This window comes from Streptomyces sp. NBC_00631, from assembly GCF_045206895.1.
Classification (GTDB): Bacteria; Actinomycetota; Actinomycetes; order Streptomycetales; family Streptomycetaceae; genus Streptomyces.
Genome location: NZ_CP107734.1, coordinates 3968537 through 3994758 on the forward strand (window position 1 = coordinate 3968537; position 26222 = coordinate 3994758).

A 26222-nucleotide genomic window follows, 5' to 3' on the forward strand; every position below is an offset into this window, starting at 1 on the left:
GGGTGCGCAGCCGCGGCCGGCCGCCTCCGCGCACAGCCGTGCCGGGGGCGCCGCGGCTCACCAGGGCGTGGCGGCGGTCGGGGGTGGTGGCCGCGAGGGAGGAGGAGCCGCGGATGCCGACGGGGACCGCGGGGCGCCGGTCCGCGTGTCGCCGGTCCGCGTGTCGCCGGTCCCGGCCGTCGCCGACCAGGTGCTGTGGGTGTCTCGCGGGCGGTGGCCGTCGCCCCGGGGACGCCGCTCTCGACCGCGGCGTGGATCGCCTCGCGGGTGGCCCGGTGGCCGGCCGCGGGTGCCGTCGGCGCCGGGCCGGCCGGTGCCGCCGGTGCCGGTCCCGCGAGCGCTGCCGACAGGGCCGGTGCGGTGGCCGCCGTCAGTGTCGTACGTACGAGCATGTCTCTCCCCCCAGCCGAGTGGTCGTACTCGGTCGGGGGGAGGGACTCGTTCGTCGGCGGTGCGGTGGCCCGCGGCGCGGCCGGTTGAGCGGCTGTCAGCCCTTTTTCAGGACCAGCTCCGTGTTGCGGTCCGTCGTGCTGCCGCCGAGGACCTTGCTGGAACCGGGTGCGTTGAAGGCCAGTTCGCGGTAGAGGGCGGCGAGGCCGGTCTGGGAGAGGTCGGAGAAGTCGGTGCGGTGCGGGGCGGCGGACTCGATCAGGGTGGTGAACAGGGAGATCGTGCCGTCCTTGTTGTCCGCCAGCTCGACGACCCGGGCGAGCTGCGGGTAGTCGACGTGCGAGGCGGTGGTGATCTCCCAGAAGGAGTTGCCGTTCGAGGCCTTGTGCGGGGTGATGAGGTTGCGGTGGATGTGGCCGTTCACCCAGGCCAGCACGTTGGCGTGGCGGTTGAGCAGGGTGACCAGCTCGGCGCCCGTGTGGCGGTGGTCGCTCGGGTGGGCCGGGTCGGGGCGGGTGTTGGTCATCGTCTGGCTGGTGTGGTGGCTGAAGACGACCGCGTAGGAGTCCTTGTTCTCCTTCAGGGTCTTCTCCAGCCAGGCCAGTTGGGCCGTTCCGATCGATCCGTCGTAGTGGCCGCCCGCGTCCGTCGTGTCGAGGCTGATGCCGATGACGTCGTCGGAGATACGGAAGGCGTAGTACTGGGTGCCCGCGGCCACGTTGGCGGACGAGTAGCCGTGGCCGACCGGGCCGAGGCCCTGGTAGGCCGGGTCCAGGTGGGCCTTGAGGTAGTCCGCGGCCGTGTAGGGGGCGCGCTTGTCGTCCGCGGTGACCGAGCGCATCGACCGGGCGTGGGCCTTGAGGAAGTCGCGGTAGCCGCTGCCCTTGGGGTCCTGGGCCTTGCGGATGGAGTCCTGGAGCTTCTTGGCCTCGGCGTCGGTCACCGTCATCAGCTTCTTGCCGCCGATCGCGGCCGCTGCGAGGTAGGGGTCGGCGTGCGAGCCGAAGCAGCCGAGCGGCAGGGCGTCGTGGTTGCCGACCGTGGAGTACCAGGGCAGGTTGAGGCCGGGGCTCTTCACCTCGCGGATCGCGGCGGCCAGGAAGCCGGCGAGGTGCGGGAAGCCGAGCGCCTTGTCGTTGTCGCGGACGGCGGCTGAGGCCTGCCAGTACAGCTTGAGGCCGCTGTTCTGGACGCCCTCGTAGTGCTTGGGGTCACCGGTGTTGGGGGTGATCCGGCCGCCGCTCATCACCTTCATGAACCACTCCAGTTCGGAGTGGGCGTTGTTGTCGGTGTTGTCGCCGGTCGTCATCACGAAGTGCAGCGGCGAGCCGGTGACCGGGGCGCCGCGCAGCGCGTTGACCCGCTCGACCAGCGAGATGGCACCGGGCACGGTGAGCGCCTCGTGCGGGCGCCAGGCGTGCGGGTCGTGGGCGCGCAGGAACTCAAGGCGCAGCGGGTGCTGGACGTCCATCAGATGCAGGTCGGTGAACTGCACGAACGCGGCGAGGGCGGTACGGCGGCCGGCCCGGCCGGACTTGGCGGCGGCCAGGTCGGAGCGCAGCACGCGCGTCCAGCCGGCGCCGTCACCGAGCCGCCGGTAACCGGAGCTGTTCCGGGGCGCGGCGACGGAGGCGAGGGTGGTGCCCTTGGTGTACGGGGCGAGGGGGGCCGCGGCGGCCGGACGGCCCTCGGCGACCGGCTGCTGCTCGGTGGCCGTGGCGGTGGCGGCCTCGCTGTCGGTGGGGCGCAGGGCGTAGCCGACGCCTGCGGAGAGCGAGACGGCTCCGGCGGCGGCGAGCACGGTACGGCGGTTGATCTCCAGTGCCTCGCGGCCCTTGTGGGCCGCGGAGGTGGCGACAGAGCGTATGCGCGACATGGCGCGATCTCCCCGAGTACGAACGCGTCGGCAGTGGTCGCGGGCGATCGCTTCCGCGAACTTCCCGCTCACTACGGATCGTTGACATCGGGGGTGACCTGTGCGTGAACGCGGCGGCAACGCGCAGCGCCGATCACCGTACGTGGATCAGCCGAGGTGGGGACCGGTCATGGAGCGGATTTCGGGCGTCCGGGGTCCGGCCACTCCGCGTTCATCTGCCGGGGTAGGGGAGGGTCTCCGGCACTTACGACTGCTCTTGTGCAAACCGCCCCGCCGCCGGCCGCTCCCGCCACAGCCGCAGGGCGACGTCGATCAGCGGGACGTGCCGGAGGGACGGTACGGCGTCGAGGTCCTGCCAGGCGGCCATGTCGGTGGAGCCGTTCACCTCGTGCCTCAGCTCGCCGCCGACGACCTCGCCGGTGTAGACGATCCGCACGCCGTGGTGGTCGGTGGCGGGGCGCCGCAGACCCGCGCGGGGGAAAAGGTGGCGCCGGGAGTCGATACCGAGCAGGCCGGTGACCTCGATGCGGTAGCCGGTCTCCTCCATGAGTTCGCGGCGGACCGTGTCGTAGGGGTCCTCGCCGTGCTCCATGCCACCGCCGGGCAGGACCCATTCGGGTGTGCCGTCGTCGGCCGGTGACCGGGCGAGCAGGATCTGACCGTCACGGACACACACGGCGTAGGCCGCCACCCTGAGCTTCTCGCGCACGTCGGCACGGTAGGGCGTGGAGCGCGCGGTGGCCACCGGGTTTCCGCGACGGGACCGTGGAGCGACCGCGGGATGACCGGGGGTTTTCCCCATACGTTGATATCGATTCGGTCAACGTTCCCAAAAGACCGTTCCCTTGGGAAAAGCTGTGCGCCTGTGCGCCGGACATGACCGTGTCCGGTCACTCAACGCTCGTTCCTTTACCTACAAGGGATGCAGATGACCCTCACCCCCCAGCACGACCCGATACCGGGCCACAGACGCCTGGGCCGGCTGGCCGTCGCCGCCGGTGTGGTGGCCGCGCTCTCCGCCGCCGGGCCGCTACCCCTGGCCGCCGCCGCCACCACGGCCCCCGCCGCGTCCGCCGCCACCGCCGACCCCGGCGTCAAGTCGGCCCACGACAAGCTCGGTTCGGACGACGCCGAACTGCTCGCCGAGGCCAAGGCGGACAACGCCAAGAACGTCACGATGATGATCGCGACCGCACCGGGGCAGACCGAGCAGGTCGCCCGGGAACTGGACGCGGTCAAGGGCGGCTCGGTGGGCCGTACCTACGACAGGCTCGGTTACGTCCGGGCCACCGTCCCCACCGGGCGGGCGGACACGGCGATCGCCGCCGCCGCCAGGCTGTCCTCGGTGCACGCGATCGACCTGCGCCAGGAGGTCCAGCTCGACGACCCGACGGCCGCCGGCGCCAACGCGTCGAAGGGCAAGGCCGCTTACCCGGCGCCGAACAGGAACACCCCCGCCGAGAACCCGTACAACCCGTCCTTCGAGACGGGCGCGGTCGGCTTCGTCAAGGAGCACCCGAAGGCGGACGGCCGGGGCATCACCATCGGCATCCTGGACTCCGGCGTGGACCTCGGCCACCCGGCGCTGCAGCGGACCACCACCGGCGAGCGGAAGATCGTCGACTGGGTGACCTCGACCGACCCGATCGTCGACGGCGACCAGACCTGGCGCCCGATGGTCACGGCCGTGTCCGGGCCGAGCTTCTCCTACGGCGGCAGGACCTGGACGGCGCCCGCCGGGTCGTACCGGATCAGCACCTTCAAGGAGTCGTACACCGCGGGCGGCGACGCGGCCGGTGACGCCAACCGGGACGGGGACACCACGGACAGCTGGGGCGTGCTCTACGACCCGGCGGCCGGCACCGTCACCGTCGACCTGAACGACAACAACGACTTCTCCGACGACACGCCGATGAAGCCGTACAAGGACGGCTACCAGATCGGCTGGTTCGGCACCGACAACCCGGCGACCGACGTCGTCGAGCGGCAGCCGTTCGTCGTGCAGATCCGCAAGGACGTCCCCATGGACCCGTACGGCGGGGACTGGGTCGGCAAGACGGCCGACTTCGTCAACATCGGGGTCATCGAGTCCGAGCACGGCACCCACGTCGCCGGCATCACCGCCGCCAACGGCCTGTTCGGCGGGAAGATGAACGGCGCGGCCCCGGGCGCGAAGATCGTCTCCTCGCGGGCCTGCACCTGGACCGGCGGCTGCACCAACGTCGCCCTCACCGAGGGCATGATCGACCTGGTCGCGAACCGGGGCGTCGACATCGTCAACATGTCGATCGGCGGCCTCCCGGCGCTGAACGACGGCAACAACGCCCGCGCCGAGCTGTACACGCGGCTCATCGACACCTACGGCGTGCAGCTCGTGATCTCCGCCGGGAACTCCGGCCCCGGCGCCAACACCATCGGCGACCCCGGCCTGGCCGACAAGGTCATCTCGGTCGGCGCGGCCATCTCCAAGGAGACCTGGGCCGCCAACTACGGCTCCCAGGTGACCACCAAGTACCAGCTGCTCCCCTTCTCCTCGCGCGGCCCGCGGGAGGACGGCGGCTTCACGCCGACCCTGGTCGCACCCGGCGCCGCGATCAACACCACCCAGACCTGGCTGCCGGGCGCCCCGGTCGCCGAGGCGGGCTACTCGCTGCCGGCCGGCTACTCCATGCTCCAGGGCACCTCGATGGCCTCCCCGCAGGCCGCGGGCGCCTCGGCGCTGCTGCTGAGCGCGGCCAAGGAGAAGGGCATCGCCCTCTCCCCCGCCGGCCTGCGCACCGCACTGACCTCGACCGCCCATCACATCAAGGGTGTCCAGGCCTACGAGGAGGGCGCGGGCCGGATCGACATCGTCGACGCGTGGGAGTCCATCCGCGACCACGCCACCGCCCACGACTACTCGGTCAAGGCGCCGGTCGACACCGCGATCGACTCCGCGCTGAAGACCCCGGGCTACGGCACCGGGCTCTACGACCGCGAGGGCGGTCTGAAGGCCGGGCAGAAGAAGACGTACGACATCACGGTCACCCGGACCTCCGGCGCCGACCGGGCGATCCGGCACGAGCTGCGCTTCGAGAACAACGCCGGTCACACCTTCAGGATCCTCGGCTCCGACGAGGTGAAGCTGCCGCTGAACCAGCCGGTGACCATCAAGGTGCAGGCGAGGGCGAAGAGTTCAGGCATCAAGTCCGCGATCCTCGAAGTCGACGACCCGCGGACCGAGGGCGTCGACAAGCAGATCCTGACGACCGTCGTGGTGTCGGCTCCGGTCGACTACACGTACTCGGCGTCGGCTTCGGTGCAGCGCAACAGCTCCATCTCCTACTTCGTGACCGTGCCGGAGGGCGCCAAGTCCCTTGAGGTCGCGATGAGCGGGCTCGCCGACAAGAGCCAGACGCGGTTCATCGCCATCCACCCCTACGGCGTTCCGGTCGACAACACCGGCACCCCGTACTGCTACAACAACTACCTGAACGGCAACGGCTGCGCCCCCGACGTGCGTTCGTACGCCGACCCGCAGGCCGGGGTCTGGGAGATCGAGGTCGAGGCGCGCCGCACCTCGCCGCTGCTCGACAACCCGTACCGGCTGGGCGTCACCGTGCTCGGCGCGGCCTTCGACCCGGAGACCGTGACCGTGCCCGAGGCGAAGGTCGGCACCCCGGTCACCGCCTCCTGGAAGGTGACCAACGGGTTCGCCGCCCTCGACGGCAAGCTGGTCGGCGGCCCGCTCGGCTCCTCGAAGACGACCCGCCCGGCCATCAAGGAGGGCGAGACCCAGAGCACGACGGTGACCGTGCCGGAGGGCGCGACCTCCCTGGACGTCGCGATCGGCAACGTGTCGGACGCCTCGGCCGACCTCGACCTGACCGTGTACGACGCGTCCGGCAAGCAGGTCGCGCAGTCCGCCGACGGCGACTCGGAGGAGGCTGTCTCCATCGCCTCGCCGGCCGCCGGGACGTACACGGTGGAGGTCGTGGGCTACTCGGTCCCGTCCGGCTCCACCGACTACGACTACCGGGACGTGTTCTTCTCCGCCGCGCTCGGTTCCGTCACGGTGGACGGCTCGACGCCGGTCAAGCTCGGCACGGGCGCCTCGACCACGGTGACCGGTCAGGTCACGGCGGCCGCGGCGGCCCCCGAGGGACGTGAGTTCTTCGGGCAGGTCCAGCTGGTCAACGCGCGCGGCACGGCCGCGGGCGTCGGCAGCGTGAAGATCGAGAAGGTCACGCAGTAGGCAGGTCGGCTGCCGGGGGGCGGGCGTCCTGCGGGGCGCCCGCCCCTTCACCTGTCCTGGCACGTCATGGTCCGCGACTCGGGCAGGTCGCGGACGATCCAGGACCGCTCCGTCGCGATCTCCGCCGCACCGACCGCGTACCGGTCGGGCACCTGCTGCCCGTCCGTGATGCCGACCAGGAGGCGGACGCCCGTGCGGACCCGGGCGTCGGTGCCGGAACCGAAGCGGAACTCCACCTCCGCGGCGGTCTTCGCCGGTTTGTAGGCGTGGGTCACGCGCAGGGTGACGCGTTCCTCGCCGGAGCCCGCGAGCCGCTGCACTCCGGTGACCGTGCCCTCGACGACCAGCCGGGCGCAGGCGAGGTAGCCGGGACCGCCGCCCTGCTCCTTGCCGCCCTGGCCCGCCGAGCTCGCCGCGCTGCCGGCGGCCTTGTCCGCACTGGCACCGTTCGACATGGCGCCGGATCCGCCGTTCGCCGCGAGCCAGCCGATGCCGAACACGGCCCCCGTGAACGCGGCCGCGAGGGCACCGGCGAGACCGAGGGCCCGGACGCCGGGGCGCTCCCGCAGCCTGCGGCGCTCGGCCGGGCGGGGCCGGGGGCGGGGCGCCGGCTGCGGACCCGGCCCGTCGGCAAGGGCGTCGCCGATGATTCCGAGGTGCTCGCGCAGGCGTGCCACGTCGGTGGTGGCGGCGCGGTGCTCGGCCATGAAGGCGGGGTCGGCCCGCTGCTCGGCGGAGAGCGGCTCGTCCATGAGAACGGCGAACAGCGCGTCGGTCCCCGCTCCGTCCTGACCGTCGCGTCCGTCCCGGTCGTCGTCACGCTCGTGGGCGTCGTGTTCGGCGGGCATGTTCACACCACCTCGTCCTCGTGCAGGCGGGCGCGCAGGGCCCGTACCGCCGTGTGCAGCCGGCTCTTGACCGTGCCCTCGGGAATGCCCAGTTCCTCGGCTATCCCGCGCACCGGGAGATCGGCGTAGAAGCGCAGGACGAGGACCTGGCGCTGGGCGTCCGGCAGTTCGTCCAGGCCGCGGGCGACGGCGACGGAGAGCAGCCTGTTGTCCTCGCCCGAGGCGTGGTCGGGCTGGCGGAGGGAGGCGAGCCGTTCGCCGAGGCGTTCCTGGCGGCGCTTGGCGCGGTGCCAGTCCATGGCGAGCCGGGAGGCGACGACCGCCGCCCACGCCGACACGTCCCGCGGCGCCTCCTGGCCGCTCGCGGCCCGCTCCAGCAACCGCAGACGTACCTGCTGTACCCCGTCCGGCAGGTCCGCCTGCGGTACGCCGCCCAGCGCGAGCACCGCCCGCACCCGGCGCTCCTGGTCCGCGTCCAGAGGATCCCCCTGCTGGTCCCCCTGGGCGCGGCGGGCCTTTCTGCGCAGCACAACCCACCCCCTCACCGCGTTTCTCCTACGACGCCCGGGCCCCCGGAAACGTTCGCCCGGATCCCCGGAAATCTTTTCCGAGGCGTACGTCACACCGGCGCGCCGGGCAGCACAGCTTGCGGTACGACGGCCAGGTGGAGGTAATTCCTGCAGCTCAGCGGGGGTGGGGGCGGGAGTTCCACGGAGCGGGTGGTCCAGTCGGTGGGCGTGGCGCGCAAAGAATTGGACAGGCTGACCCGGGTCGGCCGCATGATGGAAAGGCCGCAGACACACGTCAACGTATGCAGAGGGAGTCGCTGTGAGGGTCGGAATCGTCGGAGCCACCGGTCAGGTCGGCACGGTCATGCGCAGGATCCTCAAGGAGCGGAACTTCCCGACCACGGAACTGCGCCTGTTCGCCTCGGCCCGCTCGGCCGGGACCGTGCTCGACGGTGTGACGGTGGAGGACGCGGCGACCGCCGACTACTCGGGCCTGGACATCGTGCTGTTCTCGGCGGGCGGGGCCACCTCGAAGGCGCTCGCGGAGAAGGTCGCCGCCCAGGGTGCCGTCGTGATCGACAACTCCTCCGCCTGGCGCAAGGACCCCGAGGTCCCGCTGGTCGTCTCCGAGGTGAACCCGCACGCGATCGCCGTCCGCCCGAAGGGCATCATCGCCAACCCGAACTGCACGACCATGGCCGCGATGCCGGTCCTGAAGGTGCTGGACGCGGAGGCGGGCCTTGAGGCGCTGGTCGCCACCACCTACCAGGCGGTGTCCGGCTCCGGTCTCGCGGGCGTCGCGGAGCTGCACGGGCAGGTGCAGAAGGTCGCCGCCGACGCGGACAAGCTCACGCACGACGGCGGCGCGGTCGACTTCCCCGAGCCGCAGGTCTACAAGCGGCCCATCGCCTTCAACGTGCTGCCCTTCGCCGGCAACCTCGTCGACGACGGGCTGAACGAGACCGACGAGGAGCAGAAGCTGCGCCACGAGTCCCGCAAGATCCTGGAGCTCCCCGAGCTGAAGGTCTCCGGCACCTGTGTCCGCGTCCCGGTCTTCTCCGGGCACTCCCTCCAGGTCAACGCGCGGTTCGCCCGTCCGATCTCCCCTGAGCGGGCGACGGAGCTGCTCGCGGCCGCTCCCGGCGTGGAGCTGTCCGACATCCCGACCCCGCTCCAGGCGGCCGGCCGGGACCCGTCGTACGTCGGCCGGATCCGGCGCGACGAGACGGTGGAGAACGGGCTCGCGCTGTTCGTCTCCAACGACAACCTCCGCAAGGGGGCTGCGCTGAACGCCGTGCAGATCGCCGAGCTGGTGGCGGAGGAGCTGTCGGCTTAGGGAACGCGCGGCGGAGCCGCATATCGGCACAGCCCCGCGCCCCTGACGGGGCGCTGATGCTCACGTCCGTCATACAGGGGAGCCTTCACATATGAGTGACACCCGGTCTGCCTGCGGCAGCTCACGCGTCCTCGACGGCAAGGTCGTCATGATCACTGGGGCGTCCAGTGGGATCGGGGCGGCTGCCGCGCGGCTGTTCGCGCGGGAGGGGGCGGCCGTGGTGCTGACGGCGCGGCGCGCGGAGCGGCTGGCGGCGCTGGCCGAGGAGATCTCCGCCGACGGCGGCCGGGCCCTGGCGGTGCCGGGGGACGTCGTCCGTGCCGAGGACGTCGAGCGGGTGGTCCGCGCCGGCGTCGACGCCTTCGGCCGCCTCGACTGCGCCTTCAACAACGCCGGCTTCGGCACCGCCGGCACCGAGCTGCACGAGACCGGCCAGGACGTCTACGAGCAGACCATGGACGTCAACGTGCGCGGGGTCTGGAACTGTCTGCGCTTCCAGATCCCCGAGATGCTGGAGGCCGGCGGCGGCACCATCGTCAACACGTCGAGTGTCGCGGGACAGCGGGCCACCGGCGCGTCGGCTGCGTACGTGGCCGCCAAGCACGCGGTCCTCGGGCTGACCCGGGCCGCCGCGGCCGAGTACGCCCAGCGCGGCATCCGGGTCAACGCGCTGGTGGTGGGCAGCACCAGCACCGAGATGATGGACCGGGCCGTCCGGACCATGCCGGAGCTGCGGGCGCGGTTCGAGGACGAGACGCTGCAGAAGCGCATGGCGGGCCCCGCCGAGGTCGCGGAGGCCGCGCTCTGGCTGTGCAGCGACCGCTCCTCCTTCGTCACCGGCGCGGCGATGCCGGTCGACGGCGGCACGACGGCGGCCTGACCGCGCCGGTCCCGCGCGATCTCTGGGGTTTTCCCTCGTCGCCCTCCTCCCCGCTCCCGTGGAAGGATGGCGCAACCCACACATAACGAGGAGATGACCGCGTGCCTGGCACAAACCTGACTCGCGAAGAGGCACAGCAGCGGGCGAAGCTGCTCACCGTTGACTCGTACGAGATCGATCTCGACCTCTCCGGCGCGCAGGAGGGCGGTACCTACAGGTCCGTGACCACGGTGCGCTTCGACGTCGCCGAAACCGGCGCCGAATCCTTCATCGACCTGGTGGCCCCCGCGGTCCACGAGGTCACCCTGAACGGTGACACCCTCGACCCCGCCGAGGTCTTCGCGGACTCCCGGATCGCGCTGCCCGGCCTGCCGGCGGGCCGCAACATCCTGCGGGTCGTCGCCGACTGCGCGTACACCAACACGGGTGAGGGTCTGCACCGGTTCGTCGACCCGGTCGACGAGCAGGCCTACCTCTACACCCAGTTCGAGGTGCCGGACGCCCGCCGGGTCTTCGCCTCCTTCGAGCAGCCGGACCTGAAGGCGACCTTCCAGTTCACCGTGAAGGCGCCGAGCGGCTGGACGGTCGTCTCGAACTCGCCGACGCCCGAGCCCAAGGACGACGTCTGGGTCTTCGAGCCGACGCCCCGCATCTCGTCGTACATCACCGCGCTGATCGTCGGCCCGTACCACTCGGTGCACAGCGTGTACGAGAAGGACGGCCAGAGCGTCCCGCTCGGCATCTACTGCCGGCCGTCGCTCGCGGAGTTCCTCGACTCGGACGCGATCTTCGAGGTGACCCGGCAGGGCTTCGACTGGTTCCAGGAGAAGTTCGACTACGCGTACCCGTTCACCAAGTACGACCAGCTGTTCGTGCCGGAGTTCAACGCGGGCGCGATGGAGAACGCGGGCGCGGTGACCATCCGCGACCAGTACGTCTTCCGGTCGAAGGTGACGGACGCGGCGTACGAGACGCGCGCCGAGACCATCCTGCACGAGCTGGCCCACATGTGGTTCGGCGACCTGGTCACCATGGAGTGGTGGAACGACCTGTGGCTGAACGAGTCGTTCGCCACCTACACCTCCATCGCCTGCCAGGCGTACGCGCCGGGGTCGCGGTGGCCGCACTCGTGGACGACGTTCGCCAACTCCATGAAGACCTGGGCGTACCGGCAGGACCAGCTGCCCTCCACGCACCCGATCATGGCCGAGATCCGCGACCTGGACGACGTGCTCGTCAACTTCGACGGCATCACGTACGCCAAGGGAGCCTCGGTCCTCAAGCAGCTCGTCGCGTACGTCGGCATGGACGAGTTCTTCACGGGCGTGCAGGCCTACTTCAAGCGGCACGCGTTCGGCAACACGCGCCTGTCCGACCTGCTGGGCGCCCTGGAGGAGACCTCCGGGCGTGACCTGAGCACCTGGTCGAAGAAGTGGCTGCAGACGGCCGGCATCAACATCCTGCGCCCGGAGGTGGAGACGGACGCCGACGGTGTCGTCACCTCCTTCGCCATCCGCCAGGAGGCCCCCGCGCTGCCGGCCGGCGCCAAGGGCGAGCCGGTCCTGCGCCCGCACCGGATCGCGGTCGGCCTGTACGACCTCGACGAGGCGACCGGCAAGCTGGTCCGCACCGACCGGATCGAGCTGGACGTGGACGGCGAGCTGACGGCCGTACCGCAGCTGGCCGGCCGCCGCCGCCCGGCGGTGTTCCTGCTCAACGACGACGACCTGTCCTACGCCAAGGTCCGCCTGGACGAGGAGTCCCTGCGCTTCGTCACCGAGCACCTCGGCGACTTCGAGGCCTCGCTGCCCCGCGCGCTGTGCTGGGCGTCGGCCTGGGACATGACCCGGGACGCCGAGCTCCCCACCCGCGAGTACCTGTCCCTCGTGCTGTCCGGCATCGGCAAGGAGTCGGACATCGGTGTCGTGCAGTCCCTGCACCGCCAGGTGAAGCTCGCCATCGAGCTGTACGCCGACCCGGCCGCCCGCGAGGCCCTGCTCACCCGCTGGACCGACGCCACCCTGGCCCACCTGCGGTCCGCCGCGCCGGCGAGCGACCACCAGCTGGCCTGGGCCCGTGCCTTCGCGGCCGCCGCCCGCACCCCGGAGCAGCTGGACCTCCTGGACAGCCTGCTGGAGGGCACCCACACCATCGAGGGCCTGGCCGTCGACACCGAGCTGCGCTGGGCGTTCGTGGAGCGGCTGGCGGCGGTCGGCCGCTTCGACGAGACGGAGATCGCGGGCGAGTACGAGCGGGACCGGACCGCCGCCGGCGAGCGCCACGCGGCCACCGCCCGCGCCGCCCGCCCGACCACGGAGGCCAAGGCGGAGGCGTGGGCGTCGGTCATCGACTCCGACAAGCTGCCGAACGCCGTGCAGGAGGCGGTGATCGGCGGCTTCGTCCAGACCGACCAGCGTGAGCTGCTGGCGCCGTACACCGACAAGTACTTCGAGATCCTGAAGTCGGTGTGGGACTCCCGCTCGCACGAGATGGCCCAGCAGATCGCGATCGGCCTCTACCCGTCCCTCCAGGTCTCCCAGGAGACCCTGTCCAGGACGGACGCCTGGCTGGCCTCGGCCCAGCCGAACGCGGCCCTGGCCCGGCTCGTCTCCGAGTCCCGCGCGGGCGTCGAGCGGGCCCTGAAGGCCCAGGCGGCGGACGCGGCCGCCCAGTAGGCGGCACGTCGGCGGGGCGCCCGGTGGTGACACGCACCGGGCGCCCCGCCTCACTCGCGAAGTACTCATCACCCAGGACGAGTTGAGTATCCGTGCTCACGCCCGGGGCGGCCGCGCGTTGCGAGGATCGACGCGACGGCGCGGCAGCGAGCGCCGGTCCATTCGGCTCGGACAGTCCGGGCCGGCCTGAGCCAGTCACGGAGAACTCGCCATGTCCCGTCGTATCGCCCTGTCCGTCGTCGCCGGTGCCGTCGTGCTCGCGGGAGCCGGGGCCTTCGCCCTCGCCTATGCCGGGGACCAGGACCCCTCCCCCGCCCTGGCGCACAGCAGCGTCCACTACACCGCTCCCGACGGTGGCCGGGACGGCTCGCTCTCCTTCACCACCGAGGTCAGCGCGCCCTCCGGGGTCAAGAACCTGAAGGTGCTGGCGTGGCCTGGGAAGTCGCCGTTCGCGAAGAAGCCGCTGACCGCCAAGGACATGGCGGAGGTGGAGTCGGCGACCTGCACCCCGGCCGGCGCCCGCACCGTCCGGTGCGTGTACAGGGCTCCGGTGTCCGCCGCCGACGCCGCGTCGTCCGCGCACGGTGCCTGGCACATCGCCGTGCTCGCCACGGCGAAGGACGGCCACACCACCCTGGACACCGAGGCCGCGGACTTCACCCTCGCCTGAACCCGTCACCCGAGGTGGGTGGCCAGGGCCTGTTCGATCTCCGGCGCCCGGGCGCTCCCGGCCGCCCAGGCCACGTAGCCGTCGGGGCGTACCAGCAGCGTCGTACGACGGTCGCTCGCCCAGCGGGCCACGGTCAGGCGGTCCGCGCGTTCCGTGCCCGGGTCGTAGGAGCCCGGGGTGACCAGCACGAACCGGCCGCCGCGCAGGGCCTCGTAGAGACGGCCGCCGCCGGCCAGGGCGAGGTCGGGGACGCGGGTGCCGGTGAGGCGGTGCGCACCCCTGGGGGCGGGGTACCGGTAGCCGATGCCGGTGACCTGGCCGACCGCCTTACGGCGGGCCGGAGCGAAGTGGTCGAGTGCGGTGGCGAGCGCGGCCCGCACGGGCAGCTGCCAGCCCTTGGCCATCGCGAGGCGGACGATCGCGCCGCTGCTGCGCAGCACTGTCCGGCCGACGGGGTGCCGTTCGCTCTGGTAGGTGTCGAGCAGCGCGGGGTCCGCGTGGCCGCGCAGCACGGCGGCGAGCTTCCAGCTCAGGTTGGCCGCGTCCTGCAGGCCGGTGTTCATGCCCTGACCGCCGGCCGGGGTGTGCACGTGTGCCGCGTCGCCGGCCAGGAAGACCCGGCCGACCCGGTAGCTGGGCACCTGGCGCTCGTCGCTGTGGAAGCGGGACATCCAGCGGGCGTCGTGCATCCCGTAGTCCCGGCCCAGGGCGAGGCGGGTGATCTCCTTGATCTCGTCGAGGTCCACCGGCTCGTGGTCGGGGACGTCTCGGCCGCGGTGCCAGCAGATGACCCGGTGGTAGCCGTCGCCGAAGGGTGCGAGGAAGGCGAACGCGTCGCCGACCGCGGCGGCCGTCAGCAGCGTCTCGGGCTTCTCGGCGAGCAGCACGTCGGCGAGGACCACGGACCGGATCGCCGACCTGCCCGGGAACGGCAGCCCGACCGCCTCCCGCACCACACTGCGCATGCCGTCGGTGCCGACGACGTACGCGGCGCGCAGGTCCTCCCGGCCCTTGACCCGGACGGTCACGCCGTCCGCGTCCTGGGTCAGGCCGGTCACCTCGCAGTCGTGGCGGAAGTCGACACCCGCCTCGGCGGCCCGGCGCTCCAGGACCTTCTCCACCTCGTACTGCGGGAGGACGAGGACGTGGTTGAAGCGGGAGGGAAGGGCGCCGAGGTCCAGGGTGAGCCCGTCGAAGAGGTTCATCCGGGTGATGGGCCGGCCGACGGCCTCCAGGTCGTCGGCGAGGCTCCGGGCAAGAGGCGCGCGCGCAGCGCGTCCGTTGGGGGTGGTGGTGGGCGACGGGCGGGCATCGAGCTGCTCCAGGGCGCGGGCGTGCAGGACGAAGGCCCGGGACAGGTTGCTGATCTCGTGGGGGCGCTTTTCGAGGAGGGTGACCGGGATGCCGGCGGCGGCGAGGTCACCGGCGAGGAGCAGGCCGGTGGGGCCGGAGCCCACGACGATCACACGGGAGTTCTCGGGGGTGCCGGTCGTGCCGTTCATGGAGGCCTCCTGGATGCCTGCACTCGTTTGCCAACACCCGATGACCAACACCTGTTGGCCAACGATTGTTGACAAGCCTAGGTCGCGCCCATTCGGCAGTCAACACTTGTTGGCCTACGTTTGTTGGCCTACGCTCGTTGACATGACCGGCACCCCCAGTAGAAGCTCGTCTTCCGCGAACGGCCCGGCGGCGCGCCGCTCCGACGCCAGCCGCTCCGCCATCCTGGCCGCCGCCCGCGAACGCTTCGCCGCCGACGGCTACGAGCGCGCCACCATCCGCGCCATCGCCAAGGACGCCCGCATCGACCCCTCGATGGTCATGCGCTACTTCGGCAGCAAGGACGGCCTCTTCGCGGCCGCCGTCACGCTCGACCTGCGGATGCCCGACATGTCCCAGGTGCCGCGCACCGAGGTGGGGCGGGCCCTGACGGGCCACTTCCTGGACGTCTGGGAGGCGAACGAGGAGCTCACCGCGGTGCTGCGGGTCGCCGTCACCAACAAGGCGGGGGCCGAGCGCCTGCAGGGCATCTTCCGGGAGCAGGTGGTGCCGGTGGCGCAGCAGGTCTGCCCGGACCCCGAGCAGGTGACGGCCCGGGCGGGGCTGTGCGCGGCGCAGCTGCTGGGGCTCGCCCTGACCCGTTACGTGGTGCGGCTGCCGCCGGTCGTGGCGCTGGCCCGGGAGGAGATCGTGGCGTGGCTCGGGCCGACCGTACAGCGGTACCTGACCGCGCCGAGCCCCTGAACAACGCGCCGAGGGCGCCGGTCGGCTCCCGTACGTGCGGTACGTACGGAGGTCGGCCGGCGCCCTCGGTGGAGCTGGAGGCCTCGGGCCTACGCCTTGGCCTTCGGCTTGACGACCCGGACCTTGGACTTGTCCAGCACCATCACCAGGCCGGCGATGACCCCGAACAGCACGAGCGGGATCAGGACGTAGAGACCCAGCGTCTGAATGACGCTCAGGCCCTTGCCGGGGTCGTCACCGTCGTCACGCGTGAGCGCGAGGGCGGGCGACGACATGAGCAGCATCATCAGCGTCGTACCGGCAGCCAGGGCGCCGGCGCGCAGGGCGTTCTTCTTGTCCACGAAGCCAAAGTTAGCTGGCCCGTCCGGGGGACGCGCGCCCGGGGTACCTGTAAGCCGCCCCCACCCGGCGCCGGGGAGGATTCCCGGAAAAAGGTGACGGAACCTGTCACCTTTGGCGGGCACCGTGGTGCCATGGAACAGGACACCTGCAACCAGGACACCGCCACCCAGGACACCGGCCCGCTCGCCGGCCGGATCGCGCTCGTCGCCGGGGCCACCCGCGGCGCCGGACGGGCCCTCGCCGTCGAACTCGGCCGGGCCGGCGCCACCGTCTACGTCACGGGCCGCACCACCCGCGGGCACGCCAGCGAGGTCGGCCGGACCACGGAGACCATCGAGGAGACCGCGGAGCTGGTCACAGCGGCCGGCGGCACCGGCATCGCCGTGCCCACCGACCACCTGGAGCCGGACCAGGTCCGGGTCCTCGTCGAGCGGATCGACCGCGAACAGGGGCGGCTCGACATCCTCGTCAACGACCTCTGGGGCGGCGAGCACCTGCTCGTCGGCTCCGTCTTCGGCAAGAAGAGCTGGGAGACGCCGCTCGCCGACGGCCTGCGCATCCTGGACCTCGGGGTGCGCTCGCACCTGATCACCGCGGCACTCGCCCTGCCGCTCCTGGTCCGCTCGGCCGCGCCGCTGCACGTGGAGGTCACCGACGGCACGGCGGTCTTCAACCGGCGCTACCGCGAGAACCTCTACTACGACCTCGCGAAGAACGCGCCGATCCGCATCGCGTTCGGGCTGGGCGAGGAACTGGCGGAGTACGGCGGCACGGCGGTCGCGGTCACACCCGGCTACCTGCGCTCGGAGCAGATGCTGAGCCATTTCGGCGTCACCGAGGAGAACTGGCGGGACGCCGTCGCCCGGGAACCGGACTTCGCCGTCGCCGAGTCGCCGTACTACCTCGCCCGCGCGGTCGCCGCGCTCGCCGCCGATCCGGACCGGGCCGCCCGCTGGAACGGCAGGTCCACCTCCAGCGGGGAGCTGGCCAGGGCGTACGGCGTACGGGACGTGGACGGCAGCCGGCCGGACGCCCTGGCGTACTTCGAGGAGGTCAGGTTCGGCGGGAAGAACGGCTCACCGGACGACTACCGCTGATCCCCGGCGACAAGCGCCGATCCCCCGCCGACTACCGCTGGTCCCCGGGCGCCGCGTCATACAGCGCGGCCAGGGCCCGCGCGTGCTCGCGGAAGCGGGCGCGCAGGCCCGCCGGGGCCAGCACCTCCGCATCCGCGCCGAGCCCGGTCAGCTGGCCGAAGGCGACGTCCTCCGACTCCACCGGCAGGTCGAGCGTGACCCGCCCGGCGGCGTCCGGCGCGCTCGCGATCGCGGACGCCAGCGCCTCGGCCACGCCCGCCGGGTCCATCACGGCGGGCAGCCGCCGCAGGCCGCGCCCGGTCAGCCGCACGGTGACGGTCGTGCGCAGCAGCGCCCGGGCGAATTCGGTGGCCTGGGCCCGCCAGTGCGCGGCCAGATCGAAGGACGGATCGCGCACGAAGGGCTCGCCGGCGCCGGGTACGGACGAGAGCGCCGTGACGCGGTCGACGCGGTAGGTACGCCAGATGCCGTCCCGGCCCGTCGTCCGCTCGGCGGGGACGCGGCCCACGACGTACCAGACCCCTGCTTTGAGGACGAGCCCGTACGGCTCCAGCAGGCGGGTCACCGTGCGGGGCGGTGTGCCGTCCCCGGCCGGCCGCGCGTAGGCCAGCTCCACGGTGCGGTCGGACCACACGGCGCGGGCCAGCTCCGGGAGCAGTTCCGGTGCCGACGGTTCACGGAACCAGGCCGGGGCGTCCAGGTGGAAGCGGCGCACCGATGACTCGGCGGCCGCGCGCAGCGAGGGGAGCAGGGTGGCCGACAGCTTCAGCCGGGCGGTGTCCGCCGCGTCGGCCAGTCCCAGGTCGCGCAGGGCGGTGGGCAGGCCGGAGAGGTAGAGCGTCTCCGCCTCGGTGGGGTGGAGCGTGGTGAGCCGGGTCCGGTGGCCGGGCGCCAGCCGGTAGCCGCCCGCGCGGCCGCGGTCGGAGCGGAGGGGGACGCCCGCCTCCTGCAGCGCCTGGGCGTCGCGGATCACCGTGCGCCTGGAGACGTCCAGTTCGCGGGCGAGGGCGTCGGCGGTCATCCCGGGGCTCGACTGGACGAGAAGCGCCATGCGGATCAGACGGGCGGCACGCATGACTCAAGGATCGCGGACCGGCGCCCCGGCACGGCCCCCGGCCGCCTCCGCCTGCCCGGACGTCACGCCCCGGTCCGCATCCGCCCGGTAGACGTCCGCCCCGGTCCGCATCCGCCCGGTAGACGTCCGCCCCGGTCCACGTCCGCCCGGTAGACGTCCGCCCCGGTCCACGTCCGCCCGGTAGACGTCCGCCCCGGTCCACGTCCGCCCGGTAGACCTCCGCCCGCCGTGGCCGGACCGGTCGCGGACCGGGCGGTCGTCGTCACGCCGTGGCCGGGCTGTCCGTGTGCAGGGTCCGGAACAGCGCCCGTACCCGCTCCGAGGCCGTCAGCTCCTCCAGGGTCACCGGGCGGCCCTTCGTGTCGGCGATGGGCAGGCGCCAGTTCGGGTACTGGTCCCAGGTGCCGGGGAGGTTCTGGGGGCGGCGGTCGCCGACGGTGTCCGGGAGCCAGACGCCGATCATGCGGGCCGGGGTGCGCAGCAGGAAGCGGTGGACGGCACTGATCTCGGCCTCCTCGTCGCCGGACTCGGACGCGGCGAGCAGGCCCAGGCGGGTCAGCAGGGCGAGCCACTCGGCGGTGTCGGCCGCCGCTTCGGCCCGTTCCTCCGCGAGCGGGCGGGTGAGCAGGCCGAGGCGGTCGCGGAGTTCGACGTGTTCGCCGGTGAGGCGGGCGGCGGTGGGCGGCAGGTCGTGGGTGGTGGCGGTGGCGAGGCAGTCGGCGCGCCAGCGTTCCGGGGGCAGTGGGCGGCTGTCGCCCGCCCAGTCCCGTTCGAACCAGAGCACGGACGTGCCGAGCACCCCGTGCCGCTGGAGCGTCTCGCGCACCCCCGGCTCCACCGTGCCCAGGTCCTCCCCGATCACCACCGCCCCGGCCCGGGTCGCCTCCAGGGCCAGCAGGGCCAGCATGGCCTCGGCGTCGTAGCGGACGTAGGTGCCCTCGGTGGGCGGGCCGCCCTGCGGCACCCACCACAGCCGGAACAGGCCCATCACGTGGTCGATGCGCAGGGCCCCGGCGTAGCGGAAGAGGGCGCGCAGGAGTTCCCGGAAGGGTGCGTGGCCGGAGGCGGCGAGGCGGTCGGGGCGCCAGGGCGGCAGGCCCCAGTCCTGGCCGCGGGCGTTGAAGGCGTCGGGCGGGGCGCCGACGGACATCCCGGCGGCGAAGTGGTCCTGCTGGGCCCAGGCGTCGGCGCCCACGGGGTGCACGCCGACGGCCAGGTCGTGCACGATCCCGACCGGCATGCCGGCCTCGCGGGCGGCGCGCTGGGCCGCGGTGAGCTGGGTGACGGTGAGCCAGGCGAGGCGGGCGTGGAAGCCGACGCGGTCGGCCAGTTCGGCGCGGGAGCGGGCGGTCTCCGGTGAGCGGGGGTCGCGCAGCGCCTCGGGCCACCGGTGCCAGTCGGAGCCGTGCCGCTCGGCGAGCGCGTACCAGGTGGCGTGGTCCTCCAGGGCCTGTCCCTCCGCGGCGCGGAAGGCGTCGTAGGCGGCCTGCCGTTCGGGGGCGAGGGGCGCGGCGGCCGCCGCCTCCAGCGCCTCGCGCTTCAGCTCCCACACCGCGTCCCGGTCGATGAGGGCGCCCTGGTCGAGGACGGCGGCGCGCAGCCGCCCGGCACGGTCCGCGGCGGAAGGGGTGGGGGCGTACTCCGGGACGGCCTCCGGCCGCAGGTGCACCGGGTCGGGGAACCGGCGGGAGGACGGCCGGTAGGGCGACGGATCGGTCGGGGCTCCGGGCACGGCCGCGTGCAACGGGTTGACCTGCACGAACCCCGCCCCGGCCGTGCGTCCGGCCCAGTCGGCCAGCTCGGCGAGGTCCCCGAGGTCGCCCATGCCCCAGGAGCGGCGGGACAGCAGCGAGTAGAGCTGGACGAGGATGCCGTACGAGCGGGTGGCGGGGGTGGGCAGCCGGTCGGGGGCGACGATCAGGTGGGCGCGGGCGGTGCGGCCGTCGGGGGCGGTGACGGTCAGCAGATGCACCCCGGGCGGCAGGTCCCGCACATCGTCCCGGTTCTCCCCGTCCTCCGTCCGCACCTCCAGGCGGGTGCCGGCGGGCAGGCCGAGGGCGATCTCGCCGGTGCCCGCCCAGTGGACGACCGTCGGCGGCAGCAGCCGTCCGGCGAGCTCCCGCTCCCGGTCGGCGAGCGCGGTGCGGACGGCCTCCGGGCCGCTCGCGTCGACGCCCAGGGCGCCCAGCACGGCCGTCACGGCACCGGCGGAGGCGGCGACCGTACGGTCCGGGGCGGGGCTGTAGGAGGTGGCGACGCCGTGCAGCTCCGCGAGCCGGCACAGCCCCGGGTCCAGGGCTTCGTTCATCTACAACCCCGGCTCGCTGGTCAGCGGGACCGCGTCGGCCAGCGGCGGTTCACTGGTGAGGGGCTCGGCGTCGGGCAGCGGCGGCTCACTGGTCAGCGGGGCCTCGGCGCATGTGCTCTCGGCGCTGAACACGCACAGGTGGGGCTCCCCCTCGGTCCGCACCGGGGGTTTGAACTGGGCCGGGATCGGATGATGAACCGTTGCGGCCACGGCGGCCTCCTCGTCATGACGTCGGGTACGGCGGCGAATGCCGGGTCGAAGGAGCCCTACCCCGTCGTCGCGAGGGCACGCGTGACGGCCGGTCCCGCCCCGTGCACCGGTCGCGTCCGGGTGATCGACCGCTGGAAGGACGACGGCGCGGGCGGTGACGCGCGGCGCTGGGATACGGGTGTCACGGCGGCCGCGGCCGCGCTGTTCGGGGCCCGGCTGAGCCGGCTGCCGGCGTTCGGTCACCTGAGTGCCGTGTATCCGGGTTCGGCGGGGGCGCGCGGAAGCGCGGTGACGGTGTGGGTGTGGCCGGTGCAACCGGGGGCGCAACCGGGCGCCTGGGCGGCGGCGCTGGGGGCGTTCGCGGTGGGCGGCGCGCTGTTCGTCGTACGGGGCGCGCGTGCCGAAGGGCCCCGTGGCTGAACGGGCAGCCACGGGGGTATGCGAAGGCCCGGATCGTCAGGCGGAGATGCCGTCGATCCGGGCCAGGGCGTCGTCCGCGCCGTACGGCTGCAAGTACGGCAGCCAGCGCGGGTCCCTATGGCCGGTCCCGATGATGCGCCAGGCCAGGCCGGTGGGCGGGGCTGGTTTGTGCCGCAGCCGCCAGCCGATCTCGAAGAGATGGCGGTCGGCCTTGACGTGGTTGCAGCGGCGGCAGGACGCCACCACGTTGTCCCAGACGTGCTGACCCCCGCGACTGCGCGGGATGACGTGGTCGACGCTGGTTGCGACGCCACCGCAGTACATGCACCGGCCCCCGTCGCGCGCGAAGAGCGCCCTGCGGGTGAGAGGAACGGGCCCCCGGTAGGGAACCCGTACGAATCGCTTGAGCCGGACCACGCTGGGTGCGGGGACTGTGACGGTCGCACTGTGCATATAGGCGCCGGATTCCTCCAAGGCGACTGCCTTGTTCTCCAGGACGAGGACGAGCGCGCGGCGGAGCGGTACGACGCCGAGCGGCTCGTACGACGCGTTGAGGACCAGGACATGCGGCACGGGTGCCTCCTTGGGCGTCGGCGGCGCGTGGCTCGCGCCGGGACGATCTGTGGCCAGTCTCCCCTCATGCCTGGTGGACGCGCCACCATCTCCCGGTAACGGGCTGGGAGTGTTTTCGACCACACCGCATTCATCCCCCGGTCCCACCCCTTTTCAAGCGGGCCTGTGCAAGCGGTGGTGAGCGGTGGCGAGAAGAGGCGTGAGCACGGTCTCTCCTTCTCGTAACGGCCGGGCCCACACACAATGCCCCGTTAGTGTGGTGTTCCTGCCCGTCCGGTGACCTTTCCGTGACCTTGAAAGCCGTACCCGAACCTGTTGGCCGTGCCGGAGGGCAGTAGCGCACCGCCTGGAGGTACCCGCCGTGTCCTTGCCCGCCGTCCTACTGGCCGCCGGTTCGTCGCCGTCGCCGACCCCCTCGGGTTCGCCGACCCCGGCGGTGCCCACGCTCCAGGACGCCCAGGAGAGCGCCACCAACGCCGCGAGCTGGGTCGAGCAGAACTGGTCGACCTGGCTGGCGACAGGTCTGAAGGTGCTGCTGATCCTGGTGATCGCAGTGGTGCTCAGAAGGGTCGTGCTGCGGGCGATAACCAAACTCATCGACCGGATGAACCGGACCGTCGAGTCCGGCGAGGGCACGGCCCTCGGGGGGCTGCTGGTCAACGCCGAGCGGCGGCGGCAGCGCTCGCAGGCGATCGGGTCCGTGCTGCGGTCGGTGGCGAGCTTCGTGATCCTGGGCACGGCCGCGCTGACCGTGCTGTCGGCCTTCCAGATCAACCTCGCGCCGCTGCTGGCCTCCGCCGGTGTCGCCGGTGTCGCGATCGGTTTCGGCGCCCGGAACCTGGTCACGGACTTCCTGTCCGGCGTGTTCATGATCCTGGAGGACCAGTACGGCGTCGGCGACACGATCGACTCGGGGGTGGCCTCCGGCGAGGTGGTCGAGGTCGGTCTGCGCGTGACCAAGCTGCGCGGGGCGAGCGGCGAGATCTGGTACGTCCGCAACGGCGAGATCAAGCGCATCGGCAACCTCTCGCAGGGCTGGGCGACGGCGGGCGTCGACGTCACCGTGCGGGCCGGCGAGGACCTGGACAGGGTCCGGGCCACCCTTGACGAGGTCGCCGAGAAGATGACCAAGGAAGAGCCCTGGAACGAGGTCCTGTGGAGCCCGATCGAGGTGCTCGGCCTGGACTCCGTGCTCATCGACTCGATGGTGGTGCGCGTCTCCGCGAAGACCATGCCGGGCAAGGCGCTGACCGTGGAGCGCGAGCTGCGCTGGCGGATCAAGCGGGCGTTCGACGCGGCGCACATCCGCATCGTGGGCGGCGAGACGGCCGTGCTCCTGGACGAGGAGACCCCTGACGGCACGTCCGGGGTGGCGGCACCGTCGGCGTTCTCCGACTCGGACTCGCCCCAGGTGGCGGCGACGACCCCGATCGCTTCGCCGCGGTCGGCGTCCGCGGGAAGGTAGCGGAACGGGCGACTGGGCGACCCTCTGCTCATCGGCCTTCGAGCGTGCGCGCTATCTGGCAGAGCACCGTGAACGCGGCACCCCGGAAGAGGCTGTTCTCCAGGTTCCCTGCCAGTACGTCTTCGCGGGCACGACCACCGCGGCGGCGACGGCCACCGGTGACTACGTCAAGGTGAAGTGACGGCCCACCGCCGCCGCGACACCCTGCGGGGCCCGCCCGGATCCTCCGGGCGGGCCCTTCGCATGTCCAAGCCCAGGTAACGACTGGGTTGCCGCCCCGGCGGGCTATTGACGCTCTCCTTCCGGCGGCCTACGTTTTCCAGCCAACAGGAAACTTTCCTAACAGTGATCGGCGGATGACGCCTCGAGCGGGTCACCCGGGTGGACCGATCACCCAGGTCACTGGGAAACTGAGCGGCTGGAAAGGCAGGTGTCGAACCCATGGCAGGAACCGCCGGTACGCCGGGCACCCCGCGCGTGCTCCGCGCCATGAACGACCGCGCCGCACTGGACCTGCTGCTGGAGCACGGCCCGCTGTCGCGCACCCGGATCGGCAAGCTCACCGGCCTCTCCAAGCCGACCGCCTCCCAGTTGCTGGCCCGCCTGGAGGCGGCCGGCCTGGTGCTGGCGACCGGCACCAGCGAGGGCCGGCCGGGCCCCAACGCCCAGCTGTACTCGGTGAACCCGGCCGCCGCCCACGCCGCCGGACTGGACGTCAACCCGGGCCGGATCCGGGCCGCCGTCGCCGACGTCACCGGCCGCACGGTCGGCGAGTACGAGCTGCCGACCCCCGGCCGGCGCTCCGCGCAGTCCGTCGTACGGCAGGTCACCGACGCCCTCGACGGCGCCGTGAAGGCGGCCGGGCTGGCCCGGGACGACGTGCACCGCGTCGTCATCGGCACGCCCGGCGCCTTCGACCCCAACACCGGCCGGCTGCGGTACGCCTCGCACCTGCCCGGCTGGCACTCCCCCGCGCTGCTCGACGACCTCGCCGCCGCGCTGCCGATGCCGGTCGAGTACGAGAACGACGTCAACCTCGCCGCCATCGCCGAACAGCGGCTCGGCGCGGCCCGCGGCCACGGCGACTTCGTGCTGCTGTGGAACCAGGAGGGCCTCGGCGCCGCCCTGGTCCTCGGCGGCCGGCTGCACCGCGGCTGGACCGGCGGCGCCGGCGAGGTCGGCTTCCTGCCGGTGCCGGGCACCCCGCTGGTACGCCAGGTCACCAAGGCCAACAGCGGTGGTTACCAGGAACTCGCCGGTTCGCAGGCCGTACCCCGGCTGGCGCGCGAACTGGGCATCGAGGACCTGCCGGACGGGCCGTACGACGAGGCGGCCGCCGAACTCGTCGCCCGCGCCGCCGACCACGCCACCGGGCCCTACCACCAGCTGCTGCGGACCTACGCGACCCGGCTCGCCACCGGTCTGGCCTCCCTCGTCTCCGTCCTCGACCCCGAACTCGTCGTCCTCAGCGGCACCGCCCTGACCTCGGGCGGCGAGGTGCTGCGCGCCCTCGTCCAGGCCGAGCTGGAGGAGCTGGCGGCCGCCCGGCCGCGGCTCGTCGTCGGCGACGTCCGTGAACACCCCGTGCTGCGCGGCGCGCTGGAGAGCGCGCTCGCGACCACCCGCGACGAGGTCTTCGACACCTCGCGCTGAGTCCCCTCAGACCCCCGCACAGCCACACCGCCCTTCCTTCCCTCGCTCACCGCCCGCCTCGGGAGATCTCGCCATGCCCATACCCTCCGCTGCCCGAAAGACGGCTTTTGCCCTGACCGCGGCGGCCAGTTCGCTGGCCCTGCTCACCGCCTGTACCGGCCAGTCCTCCTCCGGAGCCGACGACAACGCCTCCGCGAACACCACCATCAACTTCTGGCACGCCTGGAGCGCCCCGAACGAGGTGAAGGCGGTCAACGCACTGATCGCCGGGTTCGAGAAGGCGCACCCCAACATCCACGTCAACGTCGTCAGCAACATGACCGACGACAAGATCAACCAGGCGCTGCGCAGCGGCGGCGACAAGGCCCCGGACGTCATCTCGTCGTTCACCACCAACAACGTGGGCAAGTTCTGCTCCTCGGGCGCGCTGGTCGACCTCAACCCGTTCTTCAAGAAGGCCGGCATCGACCCGGCGACGACGTTCCCGAAGGCGATGAACGAGTACACCCAGTACGACGGCAACCGCTGCTCGGTTCCGCTGCTCGGGGACGCCTACGGCCTCTACTACAACAAGACGGCGTTCCAGAAGGCCGGCATCACCAGTCCGCCGAAGACCTGGACCGAGTTCCAGAAGGACGCCAAGAAACTGACGATCAACCAGGGCGACAGCTACAAGCAGCTCGGTTTCATGCCGGACTACCACGGCTGGGAGACCACGACCGAGCACTACGCGGCGCAGTTCTCGCCGACGTACTTCACCGCCGACGGAAAGTCGGACATCGCCAAGGACCCCGCTTTCACCCAGGCGTTCACGCTGCAGAAGGACCTCGTCGACGAACTCGGCGGATTCCAGAAGCTGGAGAAGTACCGGTCGACGCTCGGCGACGAGTGGGGCGACAAGCACCCCTTCCAGACCGGTCAGGTCGCCATGCAGCTCGACGGCGAGTGGCGGCTCGGCATGGCGCTCGCGGCCAAGCCGAAGTTCGACATCGGCGTCGCCCCGCTGCCCGTACCGGACGACCAGGTCGCGCAGTACGGCAAGGGCTACATCACCGGCACCATCGCCGGTATCGCCGCGACCAGCAAGAAGCAGAACGCGGCCTGGGAGTTCGTCAAGTACATCAGCACGGACACCGACGCGGTGGTGAACTTCTCCAACGCCATCCACAACGTGCCGTCCACGCTGGCCGCGCTGAAGTCGCCGGAGCTGAAGTACGACCCGCGTTTCAAGACCTTCCTTGACATCGCCGCCAACCCGAACTCGACGACCTCTCCCGCCTCCATCAACGGCGGTGTGTACCTGGCGACGATCCAGAACTTCGGATACGACTACGAGAGCGGCAAGGTCAAGGATCTCAAGTCCGGTCTGGAGGCCACGGCCAAGCAGATCGACACGGACATCGCGCAGGCCAAGTAG

21 protein-coding genes are annotated in these 26222 nt (G+C 72.3%); 11 read left to right on the forward strand and 10 right to left on the reverse strand.

Translation table 11 applies throughout. The features are described from left to right. Positions 1-487: 487 nt before the first annotated feature. Positions 488-2266: a TIGR03767 family metallophosphoesterase gene (locus tag OHB00_RS18125; RefSeq protein WP_406435935.1), complete on the reverse strand. Its 1779-nt coding sequence runs from the start codon at positions 2264-2266 to the stop codon at positions 488-490. 244 nt (positions 2267-2510) lie between these two features. Next, a complete protein-coding gene (locus OHB00_RS18130) occupies positions 2511-2957 on the reverse strand; it encodes an NUDIX hydrolase (protein ID WP_406445840.1) in 447 nt (148 codons plus the stop codon). 237 nt (positions 2958-3194) lie between these two features. Here OHB00_RS18130 and OHB00_RS18135 point away from each other — a divergent pair, with 237 nt between their 5' ends. Continuing rightward, on the forward strand, positions 3195-6500 hold the full coding sequence (locus OHB00_RS18135; protein ID WP_406435936.1) for a S8 family serine peptidase: 3306 nt from the start codon (positions 3195-3197) through the stop codon (positions 6498-6500). A gap of 47 nt (positions 6501-6547) precedes the next feature. Here the strand turns inward: OHB00_RS18135 and OHB00_RS18140 are convergent, their stop codons facing one another. Then, positions 6548-7348, reverse strand: coding sequence for a hypothetical protein (locus OHB00_RS18140; RefSeq protein WP_406435937.1), 801 nt, complete (start codon positions 7346-7348; stop codon positions 6548-6550). 2 nt (positions 7349-7350) lie between these two features. Beyond that, complete coding sequence (locus tag OHB00_RS18145; protein WP_406445842.1) at positions 7351-7878, reverse strand: RNA polymerase sigma factor; 528 nt, start codon at positions 7876-7878, stop codon at positions 7351-7353. Positions 7879-8176: 298 nt separating this feature from the next. Between OHB00_RS18145 and OHB00_RS18150 the strand changes: the two genes are divergently transcribed. The 4 genes from OHB00_RS18150 to OHB00_RS18165 all read left to right on the forward strand — a co-directional run bounded on the left by OHB00_RS18150 (position 8177) and on the right by OHB00_RS18165 (position 13418). After that, positions 8177-9193, forward strand: a complete 1017-nt coding sequence (locus OHB00_RS18150; RefSeq protein WP_406435938.1) for an aspartate-semialdehyde dehydrogenase — start codon at positions 8177-8179, stop codon at positions 9191-9193. Positions 9194-9284: 91 nt separating this feature from the next. Further along, on the forward strand, positions 9285-10073 hold the full coding sequence (locus tag OHB00_RS18155) for an SDR family NAD(P)-dependent oxidoreductase (RefSeq protein WP_406435939.1): 789 nt from the start codon (positions 9285-9287) through the stop codon (positions 10071-10073). Positions 10074-10174: 101 nt separating this feature from the next. Then, positions 10175-12748 carry an aminopeptidase N gene (pepN, locus tag OHB00_RS18160; protein ID WP_406435940.1) on the forward strand — a complete coding sequence of 858 codons (2574 nt, stop codon included), beginning with the start codon at positions 10175-10177 and terminating at the stop codon, positions 12746-12748. 211 nt (positions 12749-12959) lie between these two features. Next, a complete protein-coding gene (locus OHB00_RS18165) occupies positions 12960-13418 on the forward strand; it encodes a DUF5707 domain-containing protein (RefSeq protein WP_406435941.1) in 459 nt (152 codons plus the stop codon). Between the two features lie 5 nt (positions 13419-13423). On the opposite strand, the gene OHB00_RS18170 is transcribed toward OHB00_RS18165, so the two are convergent. Further along, positions 13424-14920 (reverse strand): FAD-dependent monooxygenase, encoded by a 1497-nt coding sequence (locus OHB00_RS18170; RefSeq protein ID WP_406435942.1) that lies wholly within the window; start codon positions 14918-14920, stop codon positions 13424-13426. Between the two features lie 142 nt (positions 14921-15062). Between OHB00_RS18170 and OHB00_RS18175 the strand changes: the two genes are divergently transcribed. Continuing rightward, positions 15063-15662, forward strand: a complete 600-nt coding sequence (locus OHB00_RS18175) for a TetR family transcriptional regulator (RefSeq protein WP_406435943.1) — start codon at positions 15063-15065, stop codon at positions 15660-15662. A gap of 89 nt (positions 15663-15751) precedes the next feature. Here OHB00_RS18175 and OHB00_RS18180 read toward each other — a convergent pair whose 3' ends face one another. Then, on the reverse strand, positions 15752-16003 hold the full coding sequence (locus tag OHB00_RS18180; protein WP_406435944.1) for a hypothetical protein: 252 nt from the start codon (positions 16001-16003) through the stop codon (positions 15752-15754). A gap of 132 nt (positions 16004-16135) precedes the next feature. Between OHB00_RS18180 and OHB00_RS18185 the strand changes: the two genes are divergently transcribed. After that, a complete protein-coding gene (locus OHB00_RS18185) occupies positions 16136-17101 on the forward strand; it encodes an SDR family oxidoreductase (protein WP_406435945.1) in 966 nt (321 codons plus the stop codon). Positions 17102-17132: 31 nt separating this feature from the next. Here the strand turns inward: OHB00_RS18185 and OHB00_RS18190 are convergent, their stop codons facing one another. From OHB00_RS18190 to OHB00_RS18200, 3 genes are all read right to left on the reverse strand, one after another. Continuing rightward, entirely contained in the window at positions 17133-18176 is a 1044-nt protein-coding gene (locus OHB00_RS18190; protein WP_406435946.1) for a helix-turn-helix transcriptional regulator, read from the reverse strand. Positions 18177-18438: 262 nt separating this feature from the next. Continuing rightward, positions 18439-20484 carry a 4-alpha-glucanotransferase gene (gene malQ, locus OHB00_RS18195; RefSeq protein WP_406435947.1) on the reverse strand — a complete coding sequence of 682 codons (2046 nt, stop codon included), beginning with the start codon at positions 20482-20484 and terminating at the stop codon, positions 18439-18441. After that, on the reverse strand, positions 20485-20694 hold the full coding sequence (locus OHB00_RS18200) for a hypothetical protein (RefSeq protein WP_406435948.1): 210 nt from the start codon (positions 20692-20694) through the stop codon (positions 20485-20487). 15 nt (positions 20695-20709) lie between these two features. Here OHB00_RS18200 and OHB00_RS18205 point away from each other — a divergent pair, with 15 nt between their 5' ends. Then, entirely contained in the window at positions 20710-21114 is a 405-nt protein-coding gene (locus OHB00_RS18205) for a hypothetical protein (RefSeq protein ID WP_406435949.1), read from the forward strand. Between the two features lie 36 nt (positions 21115-21150). Here the strand turns inward: OHB00_RS18205 and OHB00_RS18210 are convergent, their stop codons facing one another. Then, the gene (locus OHB00_RS18210; RefSeq protein ID WP_181805740.1) at positions 21151-21687 is read right to left on the reverse strand and encodes an HNH endonuclease; all 537 of its coding nucleotides are present in this window, start codon (positions 21685-21687) and stop codon (positions 21151-21153) included. A 361-nt stretch (positions 21688-22048) separates the two neighbouring features. On the opposite strand from OHB00_RS18210, the gene OHB00_RS18215 reads away from it, so the two are divergent. The 3 genes from OHB00_RS18215 (at position 22049) to OHB00_RS18225 (ending at position 26222) form a co-directional block, all read left to right on the forward strand. Continuing rightward, positions 22049-23152 (forward strand): mechanosensitive ion channel family protein, encoded by a 1104-nt coding sequence (locus tag OHB00_RS18215; protein WP_406435950.1) that lies wholly within the window; start codon positions 22049-22051, stop codon positions 23150-23152. Between the two features lie 441 nt (positions 23153-23593). Beyond that, positions 23594-24805 carry an ROK family protein gene (locus OHB00_RS18220; RefSeq protein ID WP_383704410.1) on the forward strand — a complete coding sequence of 404 codons (1212 nt, stop codon included), beginning with the start codon at positions 23594-23596 and terminating at the stop codon, positions 24803-24805. A 73-nt stretch (positions 24806-24878) separates the two neighbouring features. Beyond that, positions 24879-26222: an ABC transporter substrate-binding protein gene (locus tag OHB00_RS18225; RefSeq protein ID WP_406435951.1), complete on the forward strand. Its 1344-nt coding sequence runs from the start codon at positions 24879-24881 to the stop codon at positions 26220-26222.